The 20,211-nt window shown below is 72.2% G+C and carries 19 protein-coding genes and 1 pseudogene; 8 read left to right on the top strand and 12 right to left on the bottom strand.

The features are described from left to right. Positions 1–71: 71 nt before the first annotated feature. Complete coding sequence (locus tag SGA01_RS07375; RefSeq protein WP_055645785.1) at positions 72–1,244, bottom strand: alginate lyase family protein; 1,173 nt, start codon at positions 1,242–1,244, stop codon at positions 72–74. A 345-nt stretch (positions 1,245–1,589) separates the two neighbouring features. Between SGA01_RS07375 and tpx the strand changes: the two genes are divergently transcribed. Further along, positions 1,590–2,090 carry a thiol peroxidase gene (tpx, locus tag SGA01_RS07380; protein ID WP_141294513.1) on the top strand — a complete coding sequence of 167 codons (501 nt, stop codon included), beginning with the start codon at positions 1,590–1,592 and terminating at the stop codon, positions 2,088–2,090. 74 nt (positions 2,091–2,164) lie between these two features. Here tpx and SGA01_RS07385 read toward each other — a convergent pair whose 3' ends face one another. Further along, positions 2,165–2,575, bottom strand: a complete 411-nt coding sequence (locus SGA01_RS07385; protein WP_055639589.1) for a Fur family transcriptional regulator — start codon at positions 2,573–2,575, stop codon at positions 2,165–2,167. Between the two features lie 208 nt (positions 2,576–2,783). On the opposite strand from SGA01_RS07385, the gene katG reads away from it, so the two are divergent. Further along, positions 2,784–5,006, top strand: a complete 2,223-nt coding sequence (katG, locus tag SGA01_RS07390) for a catalase/peroxidase HPI (RefSeq protein ID WP_141294515.1) — start codon at positions 2,784–2,786, stop codon at positions 5,004–5,006. Positions 5,007–5,080: 74 nt separating this feature from the next. On the opposite strand, the gene SGA01_RS07395 is transcribed toward katG, so the two are convergent. From SGA01_RS07395 to SGA01_RS07410, 4 genes are read right to left on the bottom strand one after another with little or no spacing between them, the layout of a single operon-like run. After that, entirely contained in the window at positions 5,081–6,274 is a 1,194-nt protein-coding gene (locus tag SGA01_RS07395; RefSeq protein WP_141294517.1) for an ABC transporter permease, read from the bottom strand. Continuing rightward, positions 6,271–6,975: an ABC transporter ATP-binding protein gene (locus SGA01_RS07400; RefSeq protein WP_141294519.1), complete on the bottom strand. Its 705-nt coding sequence runs from the start codon at positions 6,973–6,975 to the stop codon at positions 6,271–6,273. Before SGA01_RS07400 ends, SGA01_RS07395 begins: the two co-directional genes overlap by 4 nt. Then, positions 6,972–8,051 carry a peptidoglycan-binding protein gene (locus SGA01_RS07405; protein WP_141294521.1) on the bottom strand — a complete coding sequence of 360 codons (1,080 nt, stop codon included), beginning with the start codon at positions 8,049–8,051 and terminating at the stop codon, positions 6,972–6,974. Before SGA01_RS07405 ends, SGA01_RS07400 begins: the two co-directional genes overlap by 4 nt. Beyond that, positions 8,048–8,725 carry a hypothetical protein gene (locus SGA01_RS07410; protein ID WP_141294523.1) on the bottom strand — a complete coding sequence of 226 codons (678 nt, stop codon included), beginning with the start codon at positions 8,723–8,725 and terminating at the stop codon, positions 8,048–8,050. Before SGA01_RS07410 ends, SGA01_RS07405 begins: the two co-directional genes overlap by 4 nt. Positions 8,726–8,858: 133 nt before the next feature. Here SGA01_RS07410 and SGA01_RS07415 point away from each other — a divergent pair, with 133 nt between their 5' ends. Genes SGA01_RS07415 through SGA01_RS07425 form a run of 3 tightly spaced genes read left to right on the top strand, consistent with a single transcriptional unit; the run spans position 8,859 to position 11,616 of the window. Beyond that, complete coding sequence (locus SGA01_RS07415; RefSeq protein WP_055639595.1) at positions 8,859–9,554, top strand: response regulator transcription factor; 696 nt, start codon at positions 8,859–8,861, stop codon at positions 9,552–9,554. Then, positions 9,551–11,122: an ATP-binding protein gene (locus tag SGA01_RS07420; protein ID WP_229918276.1), complete on the top strand. Its 1,572-nt coding sequence runs from the start codon at positions 9,551–9,553 to the stop codon at positions 11,120–11,122. The genes SGA01_RS07415 and SGA01_RS07420 overlap by 4 nt, the downstream gene beginning before the upstream one ends. Then, positions 11,119–11,616: a GerMN domain-containing protein gene (locus tag SGA01_RS07425; RefSeq protein WP_141294525.1), complete on the top strand. Its 498-nt coding sequence runs from the start codon at positions 11,119–11,121 to the stop codon at positions 11,614–11,616. The genes SGA01_RS07420 and SGA01_RS07425 overlap by 4 nt, the downstream gene beginning before the upstream one ends. A 53-nt stretch (positions 11,617–11,669) precedes the next feature. On the opposite strand, the gene SGA01_RS07430 is transcribed toward SGA01_RS07425, so the two are convergent. The 3 genes from SGA01_RS07430 to SGA01_RS07440 form a co-directional block, all read right to left on the bottom strand. Continuing rightward, entirely contained in the window at positions 11,670–12,536 is an 867-nt protein-coding gene (locus tag SGA01_RS07430) for a poly(ethylene terephthalate) hydrolase family protein (protein WP_141294527.1), read from the bottom strand. Positions 12,537–12,793: 257 nt separating this feature from the next. Next, positions 12,794–13,792 carry a type I glyceraldehyde-3-phosphate dehydrogenase gene (gene gap / locus SGA01_RS07435; RefSeq protein WP_141294529.1) on the bottom strand — a complete coding sequence of 333 codons (999 nt, stop codon included), beginning with the start codon at positions 13,790–13,792 and terminating at the stop codon, positions 12,794–12,796. A 114-nt stretch (positions 13,793–13,906) separates the two neighbouring features. Further along, on the bottom strand, positions 13,907–14,863 hold the full coding sequence (locus SGA01_RS07440; RefSeq protein ID WP_141294531.1) for a GlxA family transcriptional regulator: 957 nt from the start codon (positions 14,861–14,863) through the stop codon (positions 13,907–13,909). A gap of 251 nt (positions 14,864–15,114) precedes the next feature. On the opposite strand from SGA01_RS07440, the gene SGA01_RS07445 reads away from it, so the two are divergent. After that, positions 15,115–16,386: a serine hydrolase domain-containing protein gene (locus SGA01_RS07445; protein ID WP_371866009.1), complete on the top strand. Its 1,272-nt coding sequence runs from the start codon at positions 15,115–15,117 to the stop codon at positions 16,384–16,386. Positions 16,387–16,410: 24 nt separating this feature from the next. Here the strand turns inward: SGA01_RS07445 and SGA01_RS07450 are convergent, their stop codons facing one another. Then, a complete protein-coding gene (locus SGA01_RS07450) occupies positions 16,411–16,944 on the bottom strand; it encodes a GNAT family N-acetyltransferase (protein ID WP_141294533.1) in 534 nt (177 codons plus the stop codon). A 64-nt stretch (positions 16,945–17,008) separates the two neighbouring features. Between SGA01_RS07450 and SGA01_RS41810 the strand changes: the two are divergent. Beyond that, positions 17,009–17,304: pseudogene (locus SGA01_RS41810) on the top strand (FAD-dependent oxidoreductase); the annotation flags it as partial. 30 nt (positions 17,305–17,334) lie between these two features. On the opposite strand, the gene SGA01_RS07460 reads toward SGA01_RS41810, so the two are convergent. Together SGA01_RS07460 and SGA01_RS07465 are read right to left on the bottom strand one after the other, a co-directional pair. After that, a complete protein-coding gene (locus SGA01_RS07460; RefSeq protein ID WP_141294535.1) occupies positions 17,335–18,171 on the bottom strand; it encodes a class II fructose-bisphosphate aldolase in 837 nt (278 codons plus the stop codon). A gap of 108 nt (positions 18,172–18,279) precedes the next feature. Next, on the bottom strand, positions 18,280–19,203 hold the full coding sequence (locus SGA01_RS07465) for an SIS domain-containing protein (RefSeq protein ID WP_141294537.1): 924 nt from the start codon (positions 19,201–19,203) through the stop codon (positions 18,280–18,282). A gap of 150 nt (positions 19,204–19,353) precedes the next feature. On the opposite strand from SGA01_RS07465, the gene SGA01_RS07470 reads away from it, so the two are divergent. Beyond that, a complete protein-coding gene (locus SGA01_RS07470) occupies positions 19,354–20,157 on the top strand; it encodes a DeoR/GlpR family DNA-binding transcription regulator (RefSeq protein ID WP_141294539.1) in 804 nt (267 codons plus the stop codon). The last annotated feature ends 54 nt before the right edge of the window (positions 20,158–20,211 follow it).

Raw genomic sequence — 20,211 nt, forward strand, 5'->3', positions numbered from 1 at the left:
CGCGCCCGTCGAGTGGCTGTGTGCCGTGCTCGGAGACGGACGCGGGTACTCGGGGCGTGCTCGGGGTGTGGTCAGCGGGGGTTGGCGGCGTGGGTCAGGGTCCCCCAGGCGACGAAGAGGTTGTTCGTGCCCGCCGGACGGTTGGCCTCGGTGAGCCGCTGCGTGTTCGTCATCCCGTACCCCATGCGGTGGTGAAGGGCGTTGAAGCCGACCTCGGTGACCGGTCCGAGGTGGTCGCGGAGGGTGCCGCCGCAGAGCCAGCTGGGGACCGGCTCGCCGAGTTCGTACTTGGCCTGGAGGCCGAGGGCGTGGCGCAGCCGGTCGGCGACCTCGGGGTAGAGGTCCTGGCCCTGGATGCGGCTCGTCTCGGCGATGTTCGAGATCGCGGCCAGGCCGTATCCGGTGTGGGTGAGGTCGCGGCAGGTCTCCTGCGTGAGCCCGTCGACGAAGGTGGTCTGCCCCTGCCAGTACCGGACGAGCTCGTCACGGGTGTCGAGGCCGCTGCCGGGCGCCGCCTTGGGGAGGGCGCCGTCGCTCGCGAGGTAGATGTACGCGGGGACCCGGCCGCGGAACTTGGCCACGGCCTTGTCGTAGGCGGCGCGGTCCTCCAGGAAGACGGCGATGCCGATCGCCGCCTCGGTCATGCTGAGCTCCCAGTTGCCGTTGGAGTGGGAGCCGTTCGTCACCTCGGGGAGGTAGACCGTACGCAGCATCGTCTTGAAGCGGTCGACGCGGGCCTGCGGCCAGGCGGTCGAGGTGTAGCGGATGATCTCGGCGGCGCGCGGCCAGGAGGAGCCGGCCCAGCCGGTCTGCAGGGGCGCGTTGGAGTTGGTGTGGTCCGTGATCACCGCGGACCAGGCGTCCATGATCTCGATCGCCTTCTGGGCGTACCGGCCGTCGCGCGTGATGTACCAGGCGAGGGAGAGCGTGTACGCGGCGATGGCGTCCTCGCGCTCGTCGGTGCAGCCGAGGTTCGGGTTCGAGTAGGAGCCGCACTCCACCACCGAGCGGGGCTTGGGGACGCGGGACAGCGAGGCGTACTTGCTCGCCATCATCTGGTCGAAGGCGCCCTTCCAGGGCTGCGCCCCGGCGTTGACCTGCTCCCGGGTGAAGTCGAGCTGGCCCCGGGAGACCAGGACGCCGGGGTGGACGAAGGTCGCGGGGGCCGCCTCGGCGCGGCCGCCGGCGGGACCGGCGAGCAGCGTGGCGAGGAGGGTGACGAGGAGCAGGGGTGCGGCGAACAGCGAATGCCTTCGGGTGCGTGCCGTGCGGGATTCATCGCGCCATCTGGACAAGGAGTTACCCCTTCTTCATGTATGTGAACGGGGGACGGCTGTCGAGTCGGGAACCTAAAGGTCTGAACCAGTGGCGTCAAGCTTTGCGGTTCAGCGGATATCGACCGAGGATCGCTAGGTCAGGCACCGACGAGGCCTTCCAGAGGAGCATGAGCGTTTACGTATGTGAACAGCCAGCTGTTCACCCTCACGGTCCGCCCTGCGGGTCGTCCCGGCGGCCCGAGTCGTTGCTCAAGGTCCGCACGCCGTACGATCTTCCGCGTTGCCACTCACACCGTCCGAAGGAGATCTCCCATGGCCCAGGTCACGCTGAAGGGCAGCCCCGTCCAGGTCAACGGCGCCCTGCCGACCCCCGGGAGCCAGGCTCCCGACTTCACGCTCGTCGCCGAGGGTCTGGCCGACAAGTCGCTGAAGGACTTCGCGGGCCAGCGCAAGATCCTCAACATCTTCCCGAGCGTCGACACCCCCACGTGCGCCTCCTCCGTCCGCGCCTTCAACGAGAAGGCCGGCCAGCTGGACAACACCGTGGTGCTCTGCATCTCCGCCGACCTGCCCTTCGCCCAGGCCCGCTTCTGCGGCGCCGAGGGTCTGGAGAACGTCAAGAACCTCTCGACGCTCCGCGGCCGTGAGTTCCACACCAACTACGGCGTGGAGATCGCGGACGGCCCGCTGGCCGGTCTGACCGCGCGCGCCGTCGTCGTCCTCGACGAGAACGACACCGTCCTGCACGCGCAGCTCGTGGGCGAGATCGCCGACGAGCCCGTCTACGACGAGGCCCTCTCGGTCCTGAAGTAGTCCCCGAAGTCAGAGGAGCCCCTCCGCCGGACACCGGCGGAGGGGCTCCTCTGCGTTCTCGTCGCACCAGCGCGTCAGGAGCAGGCCGGACAGAGACCCCGGTACGTCACGTCGGCCTTCGACACGCTGAAGCCGAACCGCTCCCCGGGCGGCAGGACGGCCAGCGGGTCACCGGTCGGATGGACATCGCGGATGATGCCGCAGTCCGAGCAGACCAGATGCTGGTGCGGGCGGTGCGCGTTCGGGTCGTAGCGCTTCGCCCGCCCGTCCGTGGAGAGCTCCACCACCTCCCCCAGGGCGACCAGCTCGCCCAGCGTGTTGTAGACCGTCGCCCGCGCGATCTCCGGCAGCCGGGCCACGGCCCGGGCGTGCACCTCGTCCGCGGTGAGATGTACGTGGTCGCCGGCCAGGACCTCCGCGACGACACGCCGCTGGGACGTCATCCGCCAGCCTCGTGCTCGCAGTCGCTCGAGCAGGTCACTCATGTCTACTCACCTCTTCGGCGCGCCAGCCGTCGGACAGTGTTTGGCGGGGTTCTTGACTTGGACTAGGTCCATCGTAGGATCTGTTCTGTTGATGGCCAAGGGACAGGAAGCCTCCACCGTGGCGGGAGACGGCGACGTGACGGACCATCCCGCGCGTGTCGTCACACTTCCTGAGCACCGTGATCCGCCAGGTCCGGAAGGATTCCGCATGTCTGAGAACCATGAAGCAATCGTCGGAGACGCGAAGGCGGAGGGCGGCGGCTGCCCCGTCGCGCACACCCGCGCCGCGCACCCGACCCAGGGCGGCGGCAACCGCCAGTGGTGGCCGAACCGGCTCAACCTGAAGATCCTCGCCACGAACCCCGTCGTGGGGAACCCGCTCGGCGCGGAGTTCGACTACGCCGAGGCGTTCAACTCCCTCGACCTCGCCGCCGTGAAGCGGGACATCGCCGAGGTGCTCACCACCTCGCAGGACTGGTGGCCCGCCGACTTCGGCCACTACGGCCCGCTCATGATCCGGATGGCCTGGCACAGCGCCGGCACGTACCGCATCAGCGACGGCCGCGGGGGCGCCGGCGCGGGCCAGCAGCGCTTCGCGCCGCTCAACAGCTGGCCGGACAACGGCAACCTGGACAAGGCCCGCCGTCTGCTGTGGCCGGTCAAGAAGAAGTACGGCCAGAACATCTCCTGGGCCGACCTGATGATCCTCACCGGCAACGTCGCCCTGGAGACGATGGGCTTCGAGACCTTCGGCTTCGCCGGCGGCCGCGCCGACGTGTGGGAGGCCGACGAGGACGTCTACTGGGGCCCCGAGACCACCTGGCTCGGCGACGAGCGCTACACCGGTGACCGCGAGCTGGAGAGCCCGCTCGGCGCGGTCCAGATGGGCCTCATCTACGTCAACCCCGAGGGCCCCAACGGCAACCCGGACCCGGTCGCCGCGGCCCGCGACATCCGCGAGACGTTCCGCCGCATGGCGATGAACGACGAGGAGACCGTCGCCCTCATCGCCGGTGGCCACACCTTCGGCAAGGCCCACGGCGCCGGCCCCGCGGAGAACGTCGGCGACGACCCCGAGGCCGCGCCCCTCGAGGCGCAGGGCTTCGGCTGGGCCAACGCGTACGGCACCGGCAAGGGCGCCGACTCGATCACCAGTGGTCTCGAGGTCACCTGGACCACCACTCCCGCGCAGTGGGGCCACGACTTCTTCAAGCACCTCTTCGAGTACGAGTACGAGCTCACACAGAGCCCGGCCGGCGCGAACCAGTGGGTGGCGAAGAACGCCGAGGCGATCATCCCCGACGCGCACGACGCGTCGAAGAAGCACCTCCCGACGATGCTCACCACCGACCTGTCGCTGCGCTTCGACCCGGCGTACGAGCAGATCTCGCGGCGCTTCTACGAGAACCCCGAGCAGTTCGCGGACGCCTTCGCCCGCGCCTGGTACAAGCTCACCCACCGTGACATGGGCCCGGTGGTCCGCTACCTCGGCCCGGAGGTCCCCTCCGAGGTCCTGCTCTGGCAGGACCCGCTGCCCGCGGTGGACCACGAGCTCGTGGACGCCTCGGACGTCGCCGCCCTCAAGAGCAGCGTTCTCGCCTCGGACCTCACGGTCTCCCAGCTGGTCTCCACCGCCTGGGCTTCGGCCTCGTCCTTCCGCGGCAGCGACAAGCGCGGCGGCGCCAACGGCGCCCGCGTCCGTCTCCAGCCGCAGAGCGGCTGGGAGGTCAACAACCCCGACCAGCTCGCCACGGTGCTCCGCACCCTGGAGAGCATCCGGGAGACGTTCAACGGCGCGCAGAGCGGCGGCAAGCGGATCTCGCTCGCCGACCTGATCGTGCTGGCCGGCGCCGCGGGCGTCGAGCAGGCCGCGAAGGACGCCGGCGTCGCGGTCGAGGTCCCCTTCCGGGCGGGCCGGGTGGACGCCGCACAGGACCAGACCGACGTCGAGTCCTTCGCCGCGCTCGAGCCGGTGGCCGACGGCTTCCGCAACTACCTCGGCAAGGGCAACCGTCTCCCGGCCGAGTTCCTGCTCGTCGACCGGGCGAACCTGCTCACCCTGAGCGCCCCCGAGCTCACGGTCCTCGTCGGCGGCCTCCGGGTGCTGGGCGCGAACCACCAGGAGTCGAAGCACGGCGTCCTCACGACCACCCCGGGCTCCCTGACGAACGACTTCTTCGTCAACCTGCTCGACATGGGCACGGTCTGGAAGGCGACGTCCGAGGACGCGACCGTCTTCGAGGGCCGCGACGCCGCCACCGGCGCCGTCAAGTGGACGGGCACCCGCGCCGACCTGGTCTTCGGCTCCAACAGCGAGCTGCGCGCGCTGGCCGAGGTCTACGCGAGCGACGACGCGAAGGAGAAGTTCGTGACCGACTTCGTGTCGGCGTGGGACAAGGTGATGGAGCTGGACCGGTTCGACATCGCCTGATCACCGTGGCGTGATTCTCCCGACGCCCCCGGCAGACCGGCTCGTCCGGCCTGCCGGGGGCGTCGTTTCGGCGTTCAGCTCGCGTTCAGCGCCACCGTCGGGTGCAGTCGCGAGGCGCGGATCGCCGGGTAGAGGCCCGCGATCACGCCGATCAGGAGCGTCGCGGCCAGGCCGCCGCCGAGCGACCAGGGCGGGACCACCGCCGTCCAGCCCTGGACCCGGGCGAAGGCGTACGTCGCCGCCGCCCCCAGGAGCCCGCCCGTGACCCCGCCCAGCGCCGACAGGAGCAGCGACTCCGTCAGGAACTGGAGCCGGATCGCGTTGCGGGTCGCGCCCAGCGAGCGTCGCAGGCCGATCTCCTGACGGCGTTCCAGGACGGAGATGACCATGGTGTTCGCGACGCCCACGCCCCCGACCAGCAGGGCCACCGCTCCGAGGCCGAGCATCAGGGTCGTCAGGCCCTCGTCGGTGGCGGCCTTGGCGGCCAGGGCGTCCGAGGGGCGGGACACCTTGACGCCCCCCTCGTCGCCGGGACTGATGGTGCGGGCCAGGACCGCCCGTACGTCCTCCACCGAGGCGTCCGTGGAGCGCTCGAAGACGGTCGAGGGGTGGCCGTCGAAGCCGAACCAGCGCTCGGCGGCAGGGAATCCGACGAGGGCCACCCGGTCCAGGGTGGGGACCAGTTCGAGCGGCGCGAGGATGCCGACGACGACCACGCGTGTGTCGTTCATCATGATCGTCTCGCCGGTGCGGGTGACGCCGAGGCGGTCCGCGGCGACCGCGCCCAGGACCGTCACCGGGAGCCGTTCGCGGGCCGGGTCCAGCCACACCCCCTTCGCCACCTCGCCGCCGAGCGCCACCAGCAGGTCGGTGCCGGCGGCCTGGGTGGTGACGCCCGCGGTGCGTTCCTCGGGGACCACGTCGCTGCGGCGGACACGGGCGTCGACGTCGCCGGTGGCCGTGGCGTGCCGCACGGGCCCGATGCGTTCGACCATCGCGACGGCGTTCTTGGGCAGCTTGATCTCCTGCCCCATGGCATCCTTTCCCGCCTCGGCGGTGAGGAGGTTGGTGCCCAGGCGGTCGAGCCGGGCCATGAGGTCCGCGCGGCTCGACTCGGACAGGCCGACGACAGCGACCATCGTCGCGATGCCGATGGCGATGCCGAGCGCGGAGAGCACCACGCGGGCGCGGCGCGCGCGGAGGCCGACCGCGCCGACCCGGAGGACGTCGCGGGCAGCGAGGCGGGAGGGCTTGAGGTCGCGCTTCATGAACCGGCCTCCACACCCGTCGGACCGCGGGTGTCCGAGACGATCTCGCCGTCCTTGAACCGCACCCGGCGCGGCAGTGAGCCCGCGATCTCGTTGTCGTGGGTGATCACGCAGATCGTGGTGCCGGCCGCGTTCAGCTCGTGCAGCAGCTCCATGACGATCTCGCCGGACGCGGTGTCCAGCGCCCCGGTCGGCTCGTCCGCGAGCAGCAGACGGGGCTCCTTCACCAGGGCGCGGGCGATGGCCACGCGCTGCTTCTCACCGCCGGAGAGCTCGTTCGGCGTGTGGGAGCCGCGGTGGTCGAGACGTACCCGGGCGAGCGCTTCACGCGCGCGTGTCCGTCGTTCCTTGAGCGGCACGCCCGCGTACAGCAGCCCGTCGGCGACGTTGTCGACCGCGTCGCGTCCCGCCGCCAGGTGGAAGTGCTGGAACACGAAGCCGATGTGCCGGGCGCGCAGGGCGGAGAGCCGGGAGTCGGAGAGCGCGGACACGTCGTATCCCGCGACGCGGACGGTGCCCGTGGTGGGCTTGTCGAGGGTGCCCATGACGTTGAGCATCGTGGACTTGCCGGAGCCGGACGGGCCGACGACGGCGAGCAGTTCGCCCTCCTCGACGGTGAGGTTCACCGCGCGCAGGGCGTGGACGCCGCCGGGGTACGCCTTGCCGGCGTCCCGCAGTTCGATGACCGGGGCCGGTGTCATGACGCCGCCACCCCGACCTTCAGGCCTTCGCGCAGGTCCGGGCCGCTGACCTCGATGCGTCCGTCCGCGGTCATGCCCGTCTCGACGCGCACGGTCGTCGAACCGGTCCCCCGGACGATCTGGAGGCCGTAGCCGCCGTTCTCGCCGCGCAGGGCGACGACCGCCTCGACGGGGACCGCGAGGACGCCCTTGCGCGCCTCGCTGACGAACTTCACGCTCGCCGACGCCTTGGCGTCCTCGCCGCTCGCGGTGCTCGCCCCGCCGTCCAGGACGACCTCGACGGTGATCCCGTCCTGGGCTCCCCCACCGCCGCCGGGCGCGGTCTCCTCGGGGCGTACGGTCCCGGCGACCCGCCCGGCGACGGTCCTCCCGCTCGGCAGGGTGACCTCGACCTTGGTGCCGCGCGAGGTGAGCGCCCCGTCGGACTGGTCCAGCCGGGCCCGTACGACGGGCTGGGTGGAGGCGACGGTCAGGACGGCGCCGTTCGGGGCGACCTGGTCGGCGAGGGCCGCGTCGGCGGAGACCACCTTGACCTTGCCGGGCTGGAAGACGACGTCGCCCTTGCCGACCCTGCCGGTCGGTTCGCGGTTCAGGGACTTCTGCCACTGCTTGACGGCGGCCTCGGTGTCCTTGCCGTAGCGCGCGTCGACGTACAGGTGCGCTCCCCATCCCAGGTCGCGGAGGTTGCGTTCCAGTTGGAGGACGTCGCTGCCCCGGTCGCCCGCCTTCATCTCGCGGAACATGGGGACCGGCCCGTAGAGCAGGGTGACGGGCTTGTCGTTCAGCTCGTAGAGGGCTTCTCCCCTGGTCAGCGTCCTGCCTTCCGGAGCGGCGACGGTGACGGTGCCCTCGACGGCGGATTTGACGACGCGGCGCTGGGCGAAGTCGAGCGTGCCGTCGACCGTCTTGGAGCGTACGAGGTCGGTGCGGACGACGGTCGCGGTGGCGGGCGGCAGATCGCCGCCCTTGCCGGACGCGTCGGCCTGCCCGCCCCGGTCGAGGACGAGGACGCCCCCGGTGACCGCGGCGGCGACGGTCGTCGCGCCGAGCACGAGGAAGGCGGAGCGGCGCTTCACTGCATGCCGTCCAGACCGTCGAGGAGCTTCGTCCCGCACGCCTCGCGGGCCTGCTTGTACGCCGGCGAGTTCGTGTCGATGGTCGGCGAGGCCGGGTTCGGGTCGCCGCCCGGCTGGGCGTTGCCGCCGCTCATGGTCGGGTTGGTGAAGCGTGAGACGCCGTTGTCCCGCATGCACTTGGCGTGCGCGAGCATCGACTCGTAGTCCTTCTGCTGGTCGCGCTTGGGCTCGGCCAGCATGGCCCGCTGGAGTTCGGGGGCGCAGACGCCGTTCTTGCCGCCCTTGGCGGCCTCGTTCTGACCGGGCCGGGACGAGATCTCCTCGATCTTCGTCCAGTCGAGGTGCCCGCTGAGCTTCGGGTCCGGGTAGTCCTTGTAGCCGCCCTTCACGCGCATGCAGTGGACGTACTTCACCTGGGCGTCGTAGAAGGCGCTCTTCCCGGCGGGCGCGGTGCTCGGGGCACTGCCGTCGCTGCCGCCGTCGGTGCTGCTGCCGCCGCCCGGTCGCGAGGCCGACGGGGTGTCCGGCACCGAGGCGATCTCGTCGCTCTTCTCCTTACCGCCGGCGCTGTCGCCGGCGCCGCCGCAGGCAGCCGAGAGGACGAGGACGGGAAGGGCGGCGAGCACGGTGAGGCGGAGCCGGGCCGTGGCACGGGAGGTCGTCGTGGGGTTCATGGCCCCACCCTCACCAGGCCACGTGATGACCTGTCCATGGCCACATGATGAGAACGTAACAATGCCCCCGACCTGCGAATCCGCTGCCTTCCCCGGCACCGGATCAGTCCTGGGCGTGCTCATAATCGATCCCATGCCGCATGTACTGCTCATCGAGGACGACGCGTCCGTACGGGACGGAATGGAGCTCGTGCTGCGCCGGCACGGGTACGGCGTCGACACGGCGGCCACCGGTGAGCAGGCGCTCGCCCTGCTGGACGGCCCCGACGGCGCGCGGGTCGAGCTGGCCGTGCTCGACCTGATGCTGCCCGGCATCGACGGCTTCGAGGTGTGCCGCCGGATCCGTGCGAGGACCGCCACCCTGCCGGTCATCATGCTGACCGCGCGCGGCGACGACCGGGACATCGTGACGGGCCTGGAGGCGGGCGCCGACGACTACGTGGTCAAGCCGGTCACCGCACCCGTCCTCGAAGCCCGTATCCGGGCCGCGCTGCGGCGGGCGGAACCCTCCGGTCCGGTGCGCGGGGCGGAGACGGACCCCGCCGGTCTGGTCATCGACCGCGCGGGGCTGACCGTCACCAAGCGCGGGGTCCGGATCGCACTGCCGCCCACGGAGCTGCGGCTCCTCCTCGAGCTCTCGGCCTCCCCCGGCCGGGTGTTCAGCCGCGAGCAGCTCCTCGCGTCCGTCTGGGACCACACCTTCCTGGGCGACTCCCGGATCGTGGACGCGGCGGTCGGGCGGCTGCGGGCCAAGCTGGAGGACGTACCGGCGAAGCCGCGGTACGTGCAGACGGTGCGGGGCTTCGGCTACCGCTTCGGGCCGCTGTGAGCCGACGGTCCGGGCGGTCGCGAGGCGGCCCGCGCGGCCGGTTCGTCGGCGGGCTCGTCGGCGGGCTGCGTACACGGCTCGTCGTCGCCTTCGTCGTCGTCGCGCTCCTCAGCGCCGTGACCTCGACCGCGCTCGCCTACCGGGACGCGCGGACCGCCGTGCTCCAGCGCACCCAGAACGCCGCCGTGGACGACCTGCGGGAGCGGGTCACCGCGGTCGCCGCCGACTTCGACGTACCGCCCGACCAGCGTTCCCTGTCCCGGTTCGCGGCGAAGGTCTCGGACGGCATCGGCGGCCGTATCGTGGTCGCCCGCTATCAGGACCTGGTCGCCGTCTCCGACTCGCTCGCCGACACGGAGGGCCGGATCGGGACCGGGCTGCGCACCGCCGTGCGCACCGGGTCCGAGGCGCTCTTCCAGCGGGTGACGTGGCGGGGCGAGCCCTATCTGGTCGTCGGCATGCCGGTGACGTACGCCGACGGGGACCACCGCACCTCCGGCCTGGAGGTCTTCTCGATCACCGACCTGCGGGCCGAGCGCGACGACACCGCCGCGCTGCTGGACTCGGTGCGTTCGGGGGTGGTGCCGGTGGTGCTCCTCGCCGCCGTGCTGGCCCTGCTCGCCGCACGGACGGTGCTTCGTCCGGTACGGGAGCTGGGGCGGGCGACACGGGAACTCGCGGCCGGCGACCTCGGCAGCCGGGTCGCCGTCACCGGTCACGACGAACTCGCCGAGCTGGCGCGGACGTTCAACGACACCGCCGACGCCCTCCAGGCATCCGACGCGGAGCTGCGCGAGCAGGAGGCGAAGGCGCGGCGCTTCGTGGCGGACGTGTCGCACGAGCTGCGCACGCCCCTCGCGGCGATGACGATGGTGGCGACGGTGCTGGAGGAGGACGCCGACCAGCTGCCGCCGGACGCGGCGCGCGCGGCCCGTACGGTCGGCGCGGAGACGGCCCGGCTGTCCCGGCTCGTCGAGGACCTGATGGAGATCTCCCGCTTCGACGCGGGGGCGGTACGGCTCAACGCCGCAGAGACGGATCTCGCCGAGGCCGTACGGGCGTCGCTGGCGCTGCGCGGCTGGACGGACCGGGTGCGGACCGACCTCGCCGAGGGCGTACGGGCGAGGGTCGACCGGCGCCGCGTCGACGTGATCGTGGCGAACCTGGTGGGGAACGCGCTGCGGCACGGGGCCCCGCCGGTCACCGTGACGCTCCGGACGAGCGTCGCGGCGGACGGGGCGTGGGTGACGCTGGAGGTCGCCGACCACGGTCCCGGGTTGCCGCCGGGTGCCGGGGACCGGGTCTTCGACCGCTTCTACAAGGCGGACGCGGCCCGCACGCGCGGCGCGGCCGACGACAGCGGGCAGGGCAGCGGCCTCGGCACGGCGATCGCCCTGGAGAACGCCCGGCTGCACGGCGGCACGATCGACGCGGGCGCCGGTCCGGAGGGCGGCGCGGTGTTCACGCTGCGCCTGCCCCTGCGACGTACGGACGACCGACCGACGGACGACCGACCGACCGACGACCGGCGCACGGACGACCGGCCCACCGGAGAGGACTCGGAGTGAAGGTCCGTCATGGAGTCGCGGTCGCGCTGCTGGGGCTCGTCCTCGTCGGCTGCGGTGTCCAGCCGACCGGAGTCATAGGAGCGGGCGAACCCGCGTCGGGGCTGACGCGCGGGATGCGGCTGTACTACGCGTCCGACAGCGGTCTGCGCGGGGTGCCGCTGCTGGACCGGCGGCTGCAGGACCTCAACTCCGTGGTGAAGCTGCTCGCCCAGGGCCCCGGGCCCGCCGAGCAGCGCGACGGGCTCACGTCCCTGGTGCAGGAGCTCGGCGGCTACACGGTGAGCGGGTCGGGGGCGCGCGTCACGATCCACATGGAGGGCACGTACCCGCTGTCGGGCCGTGACCAGGGCACGGGGCAGCTGGTGTGCACGCTGGCGCGCGCGCAGTCCGTCCTCGACCCGAAGGTCAAGGCGGACGACGTCGAGGTCAGCGTGCGGCCGACGGAGGGAGCGGTACTGGGGCCGTACCGGTGTGCGGAGTTCCTCGCCGGATGAGGCCCGCCCGGGAGGGACGGGCGTCATCCTCGCTCACTCCACGGTGACGCGCGTCAGGCCGAGGGGCCCGGGATCTGCAGCGCCTTGGAGTTGCGGTCCCAGCCGGAGAAGAGGTCGTCGTCCACGCAGTAGCCGCAGCCGGGGCCGAAGAACATGCCCCGGGCCTGCTCGTCGCCCATCAGCCAGAAGCGCAGCCAGGCGGTGGTCGGGGCGCGGAAGTCCCCGCCGTCGCCGATGGAGCTGAGGTGTCCGGCGCCGCGGACCTCGCCGTAGACGGCGGGGACGTGGCCGGAGTCCCGGTAGAGCGCCTTCACCAGGGCGGGCCACACGGTGAGGTCCCGCTGGCCGGCCAGGTAGAAGACGGGCTCGTCCATCAGGTCCGGGCTGGTGAGGGGGCCCGGCTGGATGGGGACGGCGGTGTCGACGCGCGGGTCGATCGCGGCGTTGATGGCTGCCGCGCCGCCCTGCGAGTGTCCGGCGGAGCCGATGTGTTCGAGGTCCACCTTGCCGTGGAACGGACTGCCGCTGTCCGCGTTCCACTTCTCCAGCACGTCGATCCCGGCCCGCATGCTGATGGCGAAGTTCGAGGTGGGGGTGTTGGCGGCGGCGACGATGAAGCCCTGGCTCGCCCAGTGCCGCAGCAGCGAGCTGTAGATCCCCGGCACGGCGCCGGTGCCGTTGCCCCAGATGACCACGGGGTGCCGCTCTCCCGACCGCCCCATGTCACGCGGGTAGTAGAAGGTGTGCACGACGCCGATGTCGACGTTCACCTCGTACGGGCCGGTTTGGCCCCAGTCCGTGCCGAGCGACGCGATCCTGCCCGTCGGCTCCTCCGCCACGGCGGCGCCCGGCATGGCAACGGCCGCCAGCACGACGGCGAGCAGTGCGCTGCCGAGCGCCCGGCCCAATCTTCCTGACATGGGAACTCCTTCACGGATACGGCGCGTTGCGCGTCCTCGCAATCGCGGCCAGTGCCCATGGTCGGGGTCCCCGGCACGGCTGTCGCCCGGCAGGAGCCCAGAGCTGGCGCGGCCGGACTGGGCATCTGCCCAGCCCCCGCGGGACGGGCCACTGCCCGAACGCCGCTCCGAAAACGGCGGAGCGCTCCGGCCGGGGGGCCGGAGCGCTCTCGGGAGGGCCTGGCAGGTGTGCGGGCCTGCCGGGCCGAGGTCTGCCGTCAGCGGCCCGCGAGGAGTTCGAGCGAGTCGATCACGCGGTTCGAGAAGCCCCACTCGTTGTCGTACCAGGCGACGACCTTGATGTGGCGGCCTTCGACGCGGGTGAGGGCGGAGTCGAAGATCGACGAATGCGGGTTGCCCACGATGTCGGAAGAGACCAGCGCGTCGTCCGAGTACTCCAGGACGCCGGCGAGCGGGCCCTCCGCGGCGGCGCGGTAGGCGGCCAGGACGTCCTCGAGGGTCACGTCGCGGGCGACGGTGGTGTTGAGCTCGACGATCGAGCCGACCGGGACGGGGACGCGGATCGAGTCGCCCGACAGCTTGCCGTCGAGGTTCGGCAGCACGTGACCGATGGCCTTGGCGGCGCCGGTCGTCGTCGGCACGATGTTCACGGCGGCGGCGCGGGCGCGGCGGGCGTCGCGGTGCGGGCCGTCCAGGAGGTTCTGCTCCTGCGTGTAGGCGTGGACCGTCGTCATGAAGCCGTGCTCGATGCCGGCGAGGTCGTCGAGGACCGAGGCCAGCGGCGCGAGCGCGTTGGTCGTGCAGGAGGCGTTCGAGACGATCGTGTGCAGCTCGTGGTCGTACGCGTCGGTGTTGACGCCGTACGCGAGCGTGACGTCGGCGCCGTCCGCCGGCGCGCTGACGAGGACCTTCTTGGCACCCGCGTCGAGGTGGGCGCGGGCGGCCTTGGCCGAGGTGAAGCGGCCGGTCGACTCGAGCACGATGTCGACGCCCAGCTCGGCCCAGGGCAGCTGCGCGGGCTCACGCTCGGCCAGCACGGTGATGCGGCGGCCGTCGACGACGAGGGTGTTCCCCTCGACGGTCACCGGGCGGCCGAGACGACCGGACGTCGTGTCGTAGGCGAGCAGTCGCGCGAGGGCGGCGGGCTCGGTGAGGTCGTTGACGGCCACGACCTCGAGGTCGCTGTCGCGCTCGAGCAGTGCGCGCAGCACGTTGCGTCCGATGCGGCCGAATCCGTTGATGGCGATGCGGGTCATGAGCGGGTGTCCCTTCCGTTCCGTTGCGACCCAGACTCGCGTACGAAATCCGCCCGTGACAGCGGCGTGATCGCCACGGTCCGCAAGGATCGCGCCAGGCGGTCGGAACGGGGGCTATTCACCCTGTGCGAAGGTCCGCCGGTACTCGCTCGGTGTGGTGCCGAGGATGTGCTGGAAGTGCAGGCGCAGGTTCGCCCCGGTGCCGAGGCCGACGTCGGCGGCGATCTGCTCGACGCCCCGCCCGGACCGTTCCAGGAGCTCGCGGGCCATGTCGATCCGGGCGCGCATCACCCACTGCATGGGGGTGTATCCGGTGTCCTCGACGAACCGACGGGAGAGCGTCCGCGCCGACACCGCCGCGTGCCGGGCGAGTATCTCCAGGGTGAGGGGTTCGCCGAGCCGGTGCAGCGCCCACTCGCGGGTGGCGGCGAACCGCTCGCCGAGGGCCTCGGGCACGCTGCGCGGCACGTACTGCGCCTGGCCGCCGCTGCGGTAGGGGGCCGCGACGAGCCGCCGGGCCGCGTGGTTCGAGGCGGCCACGCCGAGGTCGCCGCGCAGGATGTGCAGGCACAGGTCGATGCCCGAGGCGGCGCCGGCCGATGTCAGGACGCTGCCCTCGTCGACGAACAGGACGTTCTCGTCGACCTGGACGAGGGGGCGTTTGGCCGCGAGCGCCCGCGCGTAGTGCCAGTGCGTCGTCGCGCGCTTGCCGTCGAGGAGGCCCGTGGCCGCGAGCGCGAACGCCCCGGTCGAGATGGCGGCCAGGCGCGCGCCCCGCTCGTGGGCGGCGATCAGCGCCTCGACGACGGCCGGCGGCGGGTCCTCGCGGTCGGGGAAGCGGTAGCCGGGGACGAAGACGATGTCGGCCCAGGCGAGGGCGTCGAGGCCGTGGGCGACGTGGTACGACAGCCCGTCCCCGCCTGCGACGGGCCCGGGCGCCGCGCCGCAGACCCGTACCTCGTACGGCATGCTCGCGCGGGTCGTGAACACCTGCGCCGGGATGCCGACGTCGAGCGGCTTCGCGCCTTCGAGGACGAGGACGGCGACGCGGTGCGGATGGGAAATGGGCACGTGAACGAGGGTACGCGTCCGCTTCGGCCGACCACGTCCCCCTACTCGGAATGACACCTTCCGGAACTCGTCGGCCGTGACAGGAACCTTTTCTCGCGCGTTGGCACTCATGATCCATGGGCGTCGGGGGCCGCACCGTGTCGGTGGCGTGCCCCCGGGTCCCGCGGCCCGTCGCGGCCGTGCGTCGTACCGAACGATCCGACACCGATCTCAACGATCCGGAAGAACCGGAAGAAGTCGAGGAACCCATCGTGGCCCTGCCGTCCCACCGCCGCCGTCTGGCCGTGAGCGCCACCCTGATCGCCGCCCTCGCCGCGGGCCTCGCCCCGGCCACCAGTGCCTTCGCCGCCCCCGCCGTCACCCCCGCCGTCACCCCCGCCGCCCCCGCGCCGGCGACCGCGCCGGCCCCCGACATGGACGGCGTGACCGCCGCGCTCAAGGCGGCGATGGCCAACGGCGCCCCCGGCGCCATGGCCCGGTACGTCGGTCCCGACGGGATCCAGAGCCGGACCGCCGGTGTGCGTGACCGCGTCTCGGGCGCGGCCATGGACGTCAACGCCCGATTCCGGATCGGCAGCGTCAGCAAGACGTTCTCCACGGTCGTCCTCCTCCAGCTGGTCCAGGAGGGGAAGCTGTCGCTCGACGCGCCCGTCAACAAGTACCTGCCCGGAGCGCTCCCCGACGACCGCATCACGGTCCGACACCTGCTCACCCACCGCAGCGGCCTCGGCGACTACACGGACGCGATGTTCAACAGCACCGTGCCCGGCTTCGAAGCGGTGCGGAAGAAGGTGTTCTCCTACCAGGAGCTGCTCGACCTGTCCCTGGCCCTGCCCCGGACCACCGAGCCCGGAGTGTCGTACAAGTACTCGAACGCCAACTTCGTGGTGGTCGGGATGCTGATCGAGAAGGCCACGGGCCGGCCGGTCGCCGACGCGTACAAGCGCCGCATCATCACGCCGCTCAAGCTGCGCCAGACCTCGTACGTGCACCCCGACACCCAGATCAAGGGGCTGCACGCGCGGGGCTACCTGCACCCGGACGAGGCGGGCGCGCCGCTCGTGGACTCCACGGAGCAGACGGTCTCCTGGGCGCAGTCCGCCGGGGCCGTGATCTCCAGCCCCGCCGATCTGAACTACTTCACCGGCGCGCTCATGCGCGGCAGGCTGCTGTCGCCGGCGATGCTGGAGGCGATGACGACGGTGACGCCGACGGACGCCGCCAACACCCGTTTCTACGGGCTCGGGCTGCGCCGCTACGACCTCTCGTGCGGCACGCAGATCTTCGGCCACACCGGGACCGTGCAGGGCTTCTACACGTACGCCTTCTCGACGCGTGACGGCATGCGCAGCCTCTCGGCGGTGGCGAACACCTCGAACCACGGCGCGGCCAACACCGCGCTCGGCGGGACGCTGGAGGCGGCGTTCTGCGGGAAGAAGCCGGCGGCCGCGGCCGCGCGCGCGGACGCCTCGCCCTCGGCCACGGACCTGACGGCGGAGCGTGACCTGCCCGAGCGCCACTGAGCCGACACCGGGTACGAGGCCTGATCAGGCCTCGTACTCGGTGAGGTCGATGGCGTAGACGCGCAGCGGCACGTCGAAGACCGGGTGGTTCGTCTCGCGCTCGGCGCTCATGCCGAGCTTGCCGAGGATGTTCTCGGCGGCCGTGTTGCTGATGTGGGTGACAGCGACGACCCGGTCGAGCCCCCGGTCCTGGAGTGCGAACTCCAGGACCGCGTGGGTGGCCTCGGAGGCGTACCCCTGCCCCCAGAAGGGCCTGCCCAGGCGCCAGCTGATCTCCACCTCGGACATCAGCTCCGGCAGCCCCTCGGGCACGGAGAGCCCCGCGAAGCCGATCAGCTCGCCGGAGGCGAGCAGCTCGACGGCGAAGAGCCCGAAGCCCTCGTCGTCCCACTCCTCCTCGTACCGCTCGATGTCCCCGGCGGTCTCGTCCAGATCCCGCACCGATCCGTCCCCGATCCAACGCATGACCTCGGAGTCGGCGTTGATCTCGGCCAGGGGGACGAGGTCGTCGTCGGTCCAGCGTCGGAGGATGAGGCGGGGGGTACGGATCTCGGTCATGCCCCCATCCTGACGCATTCCGTCCCGAGCCCCGCCCCCGCGTCCCCCCACGCCGGTCGGGGCTCTCGGCCAGGGCGCCTGCCAGGCCCTGGAGGACGCGGCCACCCTGGCCGCCTCGTCGTCACCGCGCCCGACGTCGGCACGGCTCTCGCCGCGTACGACGCCGAGCGGCGCCCGCGCAGCCAGGCCGTCGCCCGCGCCGCCCGTCAGGCCGGACGGATGGGCCGGCAGCTGACCCATCCCGTCGCCGTCTCCGGGCGCAACACCGTTCTCCGGCCGGCTCCGTCCCGCGTGACCCTCGGCGCGATCCTGCGGCACGCGGACTGGACGGCGCCGAGCCTCGCGCCGAGCGCGAGGTGACCCGCCGCGGGCGCACGCCCGCAGGTCGCGTCAGGACGGGGAGAGGACCGTCAGGAGGTGGGAGACCTCCTGGGCGACCGCCGTGCGGGCCGGGGTCAGATAGTGGCGGGGGTCGAACGCGTTGGGGTGTTCGGCCAGGTGGGTACGGATCGCCTGTGTGAAGGCCTTGTTCAGGTGGGTGGAGACGTTCACCTTCGTCATGCCCGCCGCGATCGCCGCCGCGAGGTCCACGTCCGAGACGCCCGAGGAGCCGTGCAGGACGAGCGGGGTGTCGACCGCCTCCCGCAGGCGGGCGATCAGCTCGAAGTCGAGGACCGCGTCCCGGGTCACCATCTGGTGGGCGCTGCCGACCGCGACGGCGAGCGCGTCGACGCCGGTGGCGGTCACGAAGGCGAGGGCCTCCTCGGGGTCGGTGCGCACGCCCGGGGTGTGGGCGCCGCCCTTGCCGCCGATCTCCCCCAGCTCCGCCTCCACCCAGACGCCGTGCTGATGGCAGTGCTCCACGACCTCGCGGGTCGCGGCCACGTTCTCCGCGTACGGCAGCTTGGAGGCGTCGAACATCACCGAGCCCAGGCCGAGCGCGACCGCCTCGCGTACGAGGTCGGGGTTCTCGGCGTGGTCGAGGTGGACCGCGACGGGCACCTTCGCCGCCCGGGCGACGGCGAGGGACGCGAGGGCGACCGGCTCCAGGGCGCCGTGGTAGCGGACCGTGTTCTCGCTGATCTGGAGGACGACCGGGCGGTCGGCGGCCTCCGCACCGGCGACGATGGCCTGCGCGTGTTCGAGCTGGAGGACGTTGAACGCTCCCACGCCCACGCCGGCCGCGCGGGCCCGGCGGACGATCTCATCGGTCGGCGTCAGCGGCATGGTCTTCCTTCACGGTTGTCGGAGCCGTCGGTGCGGTCGGAACCATCGGTGCGGTCGGTGCGGTCAGGGCGGTCAGGGCGGTCAGGGCGGTCAGGGCGGTCAGGGCGGTCAGGCATGGTGGTCGGCCAGGACCACGGAGCGGGTCAGGTTCCGGGGGGTGTCGGGGTTGAGGCCCTGCGCCTCGGCCACCGCGACCGCGAGGCGCTGCGCCCGGATCAGGTCCGCGAGCGGGTCGAGATCGCTCTCGACGACCGTGCCGCCGACCTTGCGCACCTCGTCCGCGAGGCCCACCGGGAGCGCACCGAAGCCCCACGCGACGCGCCCGGGGCCGGTGATGCTGATCGGTCCGTGCCGGTACTCCATCGCCGGGTACGACTCCGTCCACGCCCCGGCCGCCTCCCGCATCTTCAGCCCGGCCTCCAGGGCGAGGCCGTAGGTCCAGCCGGTGCCGAGGAACGTGAACTGCTCAGCGGTGCGGACCGCTTCGTCGAGCGGGGCGGCGAGGGCGCGCTCGGCGTCCTCGGCGGCCTCGGCCAGGGGCCGCACACCGGCGGGCAGGGCGTCCTCGGACTCCAGGTGCGCCCGGAACAGTGCGAGCGCCGTGGTCGCGAAGCGGGTCTGGACGACCGACTCCTCGTCAGCGAAGTCCAGGACGGCGACCTCGTCGGCGAGGTCCATCACGGGGGTCGTGGGGTCGGCGGTGAGCGCGCCGGTGGGCACCTCTCCACGCAGCCGGGAGAGGACGGCCAGTACCTCGCTCGTGGTGCCGGAGCGGGTGATGGCCACGACCCGGTCGTAGCGGCGGCCGTAGGGGAACTCCGAGGCCGCGAAGGCGTCGGTCTCGCCGTGTCCGCCCGCCTCGCGCAGCTCGGCGTAGGCCAGGGCCATGAACCAGGAGGTGCCGCAGCCGATGACGGCGACGCGCTCGCCCCGGCGGGGCAGGGCGGCGGTGTGCTGGGGAAGGGTGCGGGCCGCCTGGCGCCAGGTGGCCGGCTGGGAGTCGATCTCCACGGAGGTGCGAGAGGTGGTCATGCAGGACTCCTTGCAAGAAGTGTGCGCGATGTGTGTTCGAAAATGCGTGAAGGTGGACTCATTCAAGCAGATACGAGCATGCCGTTGCCAGGGTTGACGCGTGTCGACGGATAGAATCGGACGCGCGCACGATCGGGAGGGGATGGACCCATGTCCAAGCACGAGCGGTGGAACGCACTCCTGGAGCTGCTCGCGGCCTCGGGGAAGGTCGAGGTCGAGGAGGCGGCGACCGCGCTGGAGGTCTCCGCCGCCACGATCCGCCGGGACCTCGACGAACTCGCCGAGCAGCAGCTCCTCGTACGGACGCGGGGCGGAGCGGTCGCGCACGGCGTGTCGTACGAGCTCCCGCTCCGCTACAAGTCGGCCCGGCACGCCTCGGAGAAGCAGCGGATCGCCGCGGCGGTGGCCGAGCTGGTGACCCCCGGGGAGGTCGTCGGGCTCAACGGCGGCACGACGACGACCGAGGTGGCCCGGGCGCTCGCGCTGCGCTTCGCGAGCGGCCGGGCGGAGTCGCCGGGCGCGACCACGGCCGGGCCCGCGCTGACCGTGGTCACCAACGCGCTCAACATCGCCGGCGAGCTGGCGGTCCGCCCGCAGATCAAGATCGTCACGACGGGCGGGGTGGCGCGCCCCCAGACGTACGAGCTGGTCGGCCCGCTGACCGTCGGCGTGCTCAGCGAGGTCGTGCTCGACGTGGTGATCCTCGGGGTCGACGGGGTCGACCCCGAGCTGGGCGTGATGGCCCACCACGAGGACGAGGCGAGCATCAGCCGGCTGTTCGCCCAGCGGTCGAGCCGGGTGGTCGTCGTGACCGACTCCTCCAAGATGGGCCGCCGCGCGTTCGCCCGTATCTGCGGTCTGGACCGGATCGACCTCCTGGTCACCGACACGGACATCTCCGCGGAGGCCACGGCGCAACTGACGGAGGCCGGAGTGAAGGTCCTCACCGTCTGACCCACCGACAGGGGCGAGCAGCCGAAGGAACGTCCGCGTACCGCCCTCGCCCTC

It is taken from the genome of Streptomyces gardneri (genome assembly GCF_006539185.1).
Classification (GTDB): domain Bacteria; phylum Actinomycetota; class Actinomycetes; order Streptomycetales; family Streptomycetaceae; genus Streptomyces; species Streptomyces gardneri.

Excerpts from the sequence above, each read along its gene's own strand:
- tpx (WP_141294513.1), top strand. The coding sequence starts at position 1,590 with ATGGCCCAGGTCACGCTGAAGGGCAGCCCCGTCCAGGTCAACGGCGCC.
- SGA01_RS07385 (WP_055639589.1), bottom strand. The coding sequence starts at position 2,575 with ATGAGTGACCTGCTCGAGCGACTGCGAGCACGAGGCTGGCGGATGACG.
- katG (WP_141294515.1), top strand. The coding sequence starts at position 2,784 with ATGTCTGAGAACCATGAAGCAATCGTCGGAGACGCGAAGGCGGAGGGC.
- SGA01_RS07395 (WP_141294517.1), bottom strand. The coding sequence starts at position 6,274 with ATGAAGCGCGACCTCAAGCCCTCCCGCCTCGCTGCCCGCGACGTCCTC.
- SGA01_RS07400 (WP_141294519.1), bottom strand. The coding sequence starts at position 6,975 with ATGACACCGGCCCCGGTCATCGAACTGCGGGACGCCGGCAAGGCGTAC.
- SGA01_RS07410 (WP_141294523.1), bottom strand. The coding sequence starts at position 8,725 with ATGAACCCCACGACGACCTCCCGTGCCACGGCCCGGCTCCGCCTCACC.
- SGA01_RS07415 (WP_055639595.1), top strand. The coding sequence starts at position 8,859 with ATGCCGCATGTACTGCTCATCGAGGACGACGCGTCCGTACGGGACGGA.
- SGA01_RS07430 (WP_141294527.1), bottom strand. The coding sequence starts at position 12,536 with ATGTCAGGAAGATTGGGCCGGGCGCTCGGCAGCGCACTGCTCGCCGTC.
- gap (WP_141294529.1), bottom strand. The coding sequence starts at position 13,792 with ATGACCCGCATCGCCATCAACGGATTCGGCCGCATCGGACGCAACGTG.
- SGA01_RS07450 (WP_141294533.1), bottom strand. The coding sequence starts at position 16,944 with ATGACCGAGATCCGTACCCCCCGCCTCATCCTCCGACGCTGGACCGAC.
- SGA01_RS07460 (WP_141294535.1), bottom strand. The coding sequence starts at position 18,171 with ATGCCGCTGACGCCGACCGATGAGATCGTCCGCCGGGCCCGCGCGGCC.
- SGA01_RS07465 (WP_141294537.1), bottom strand. The coding sequence starts at position 19,203 with ATGACCACCTCTCGCACCTCCGTGGAGATCGACTCCCAGCCGGCCACC.
- SGA01_RS07470 (WP_141294539.1), top strand. The coding sequence starts at position 19,354 with ATGTCCAAGCACGAGCGGTGGAACGCACTCCTGGAGCTGCTCGCGGCC.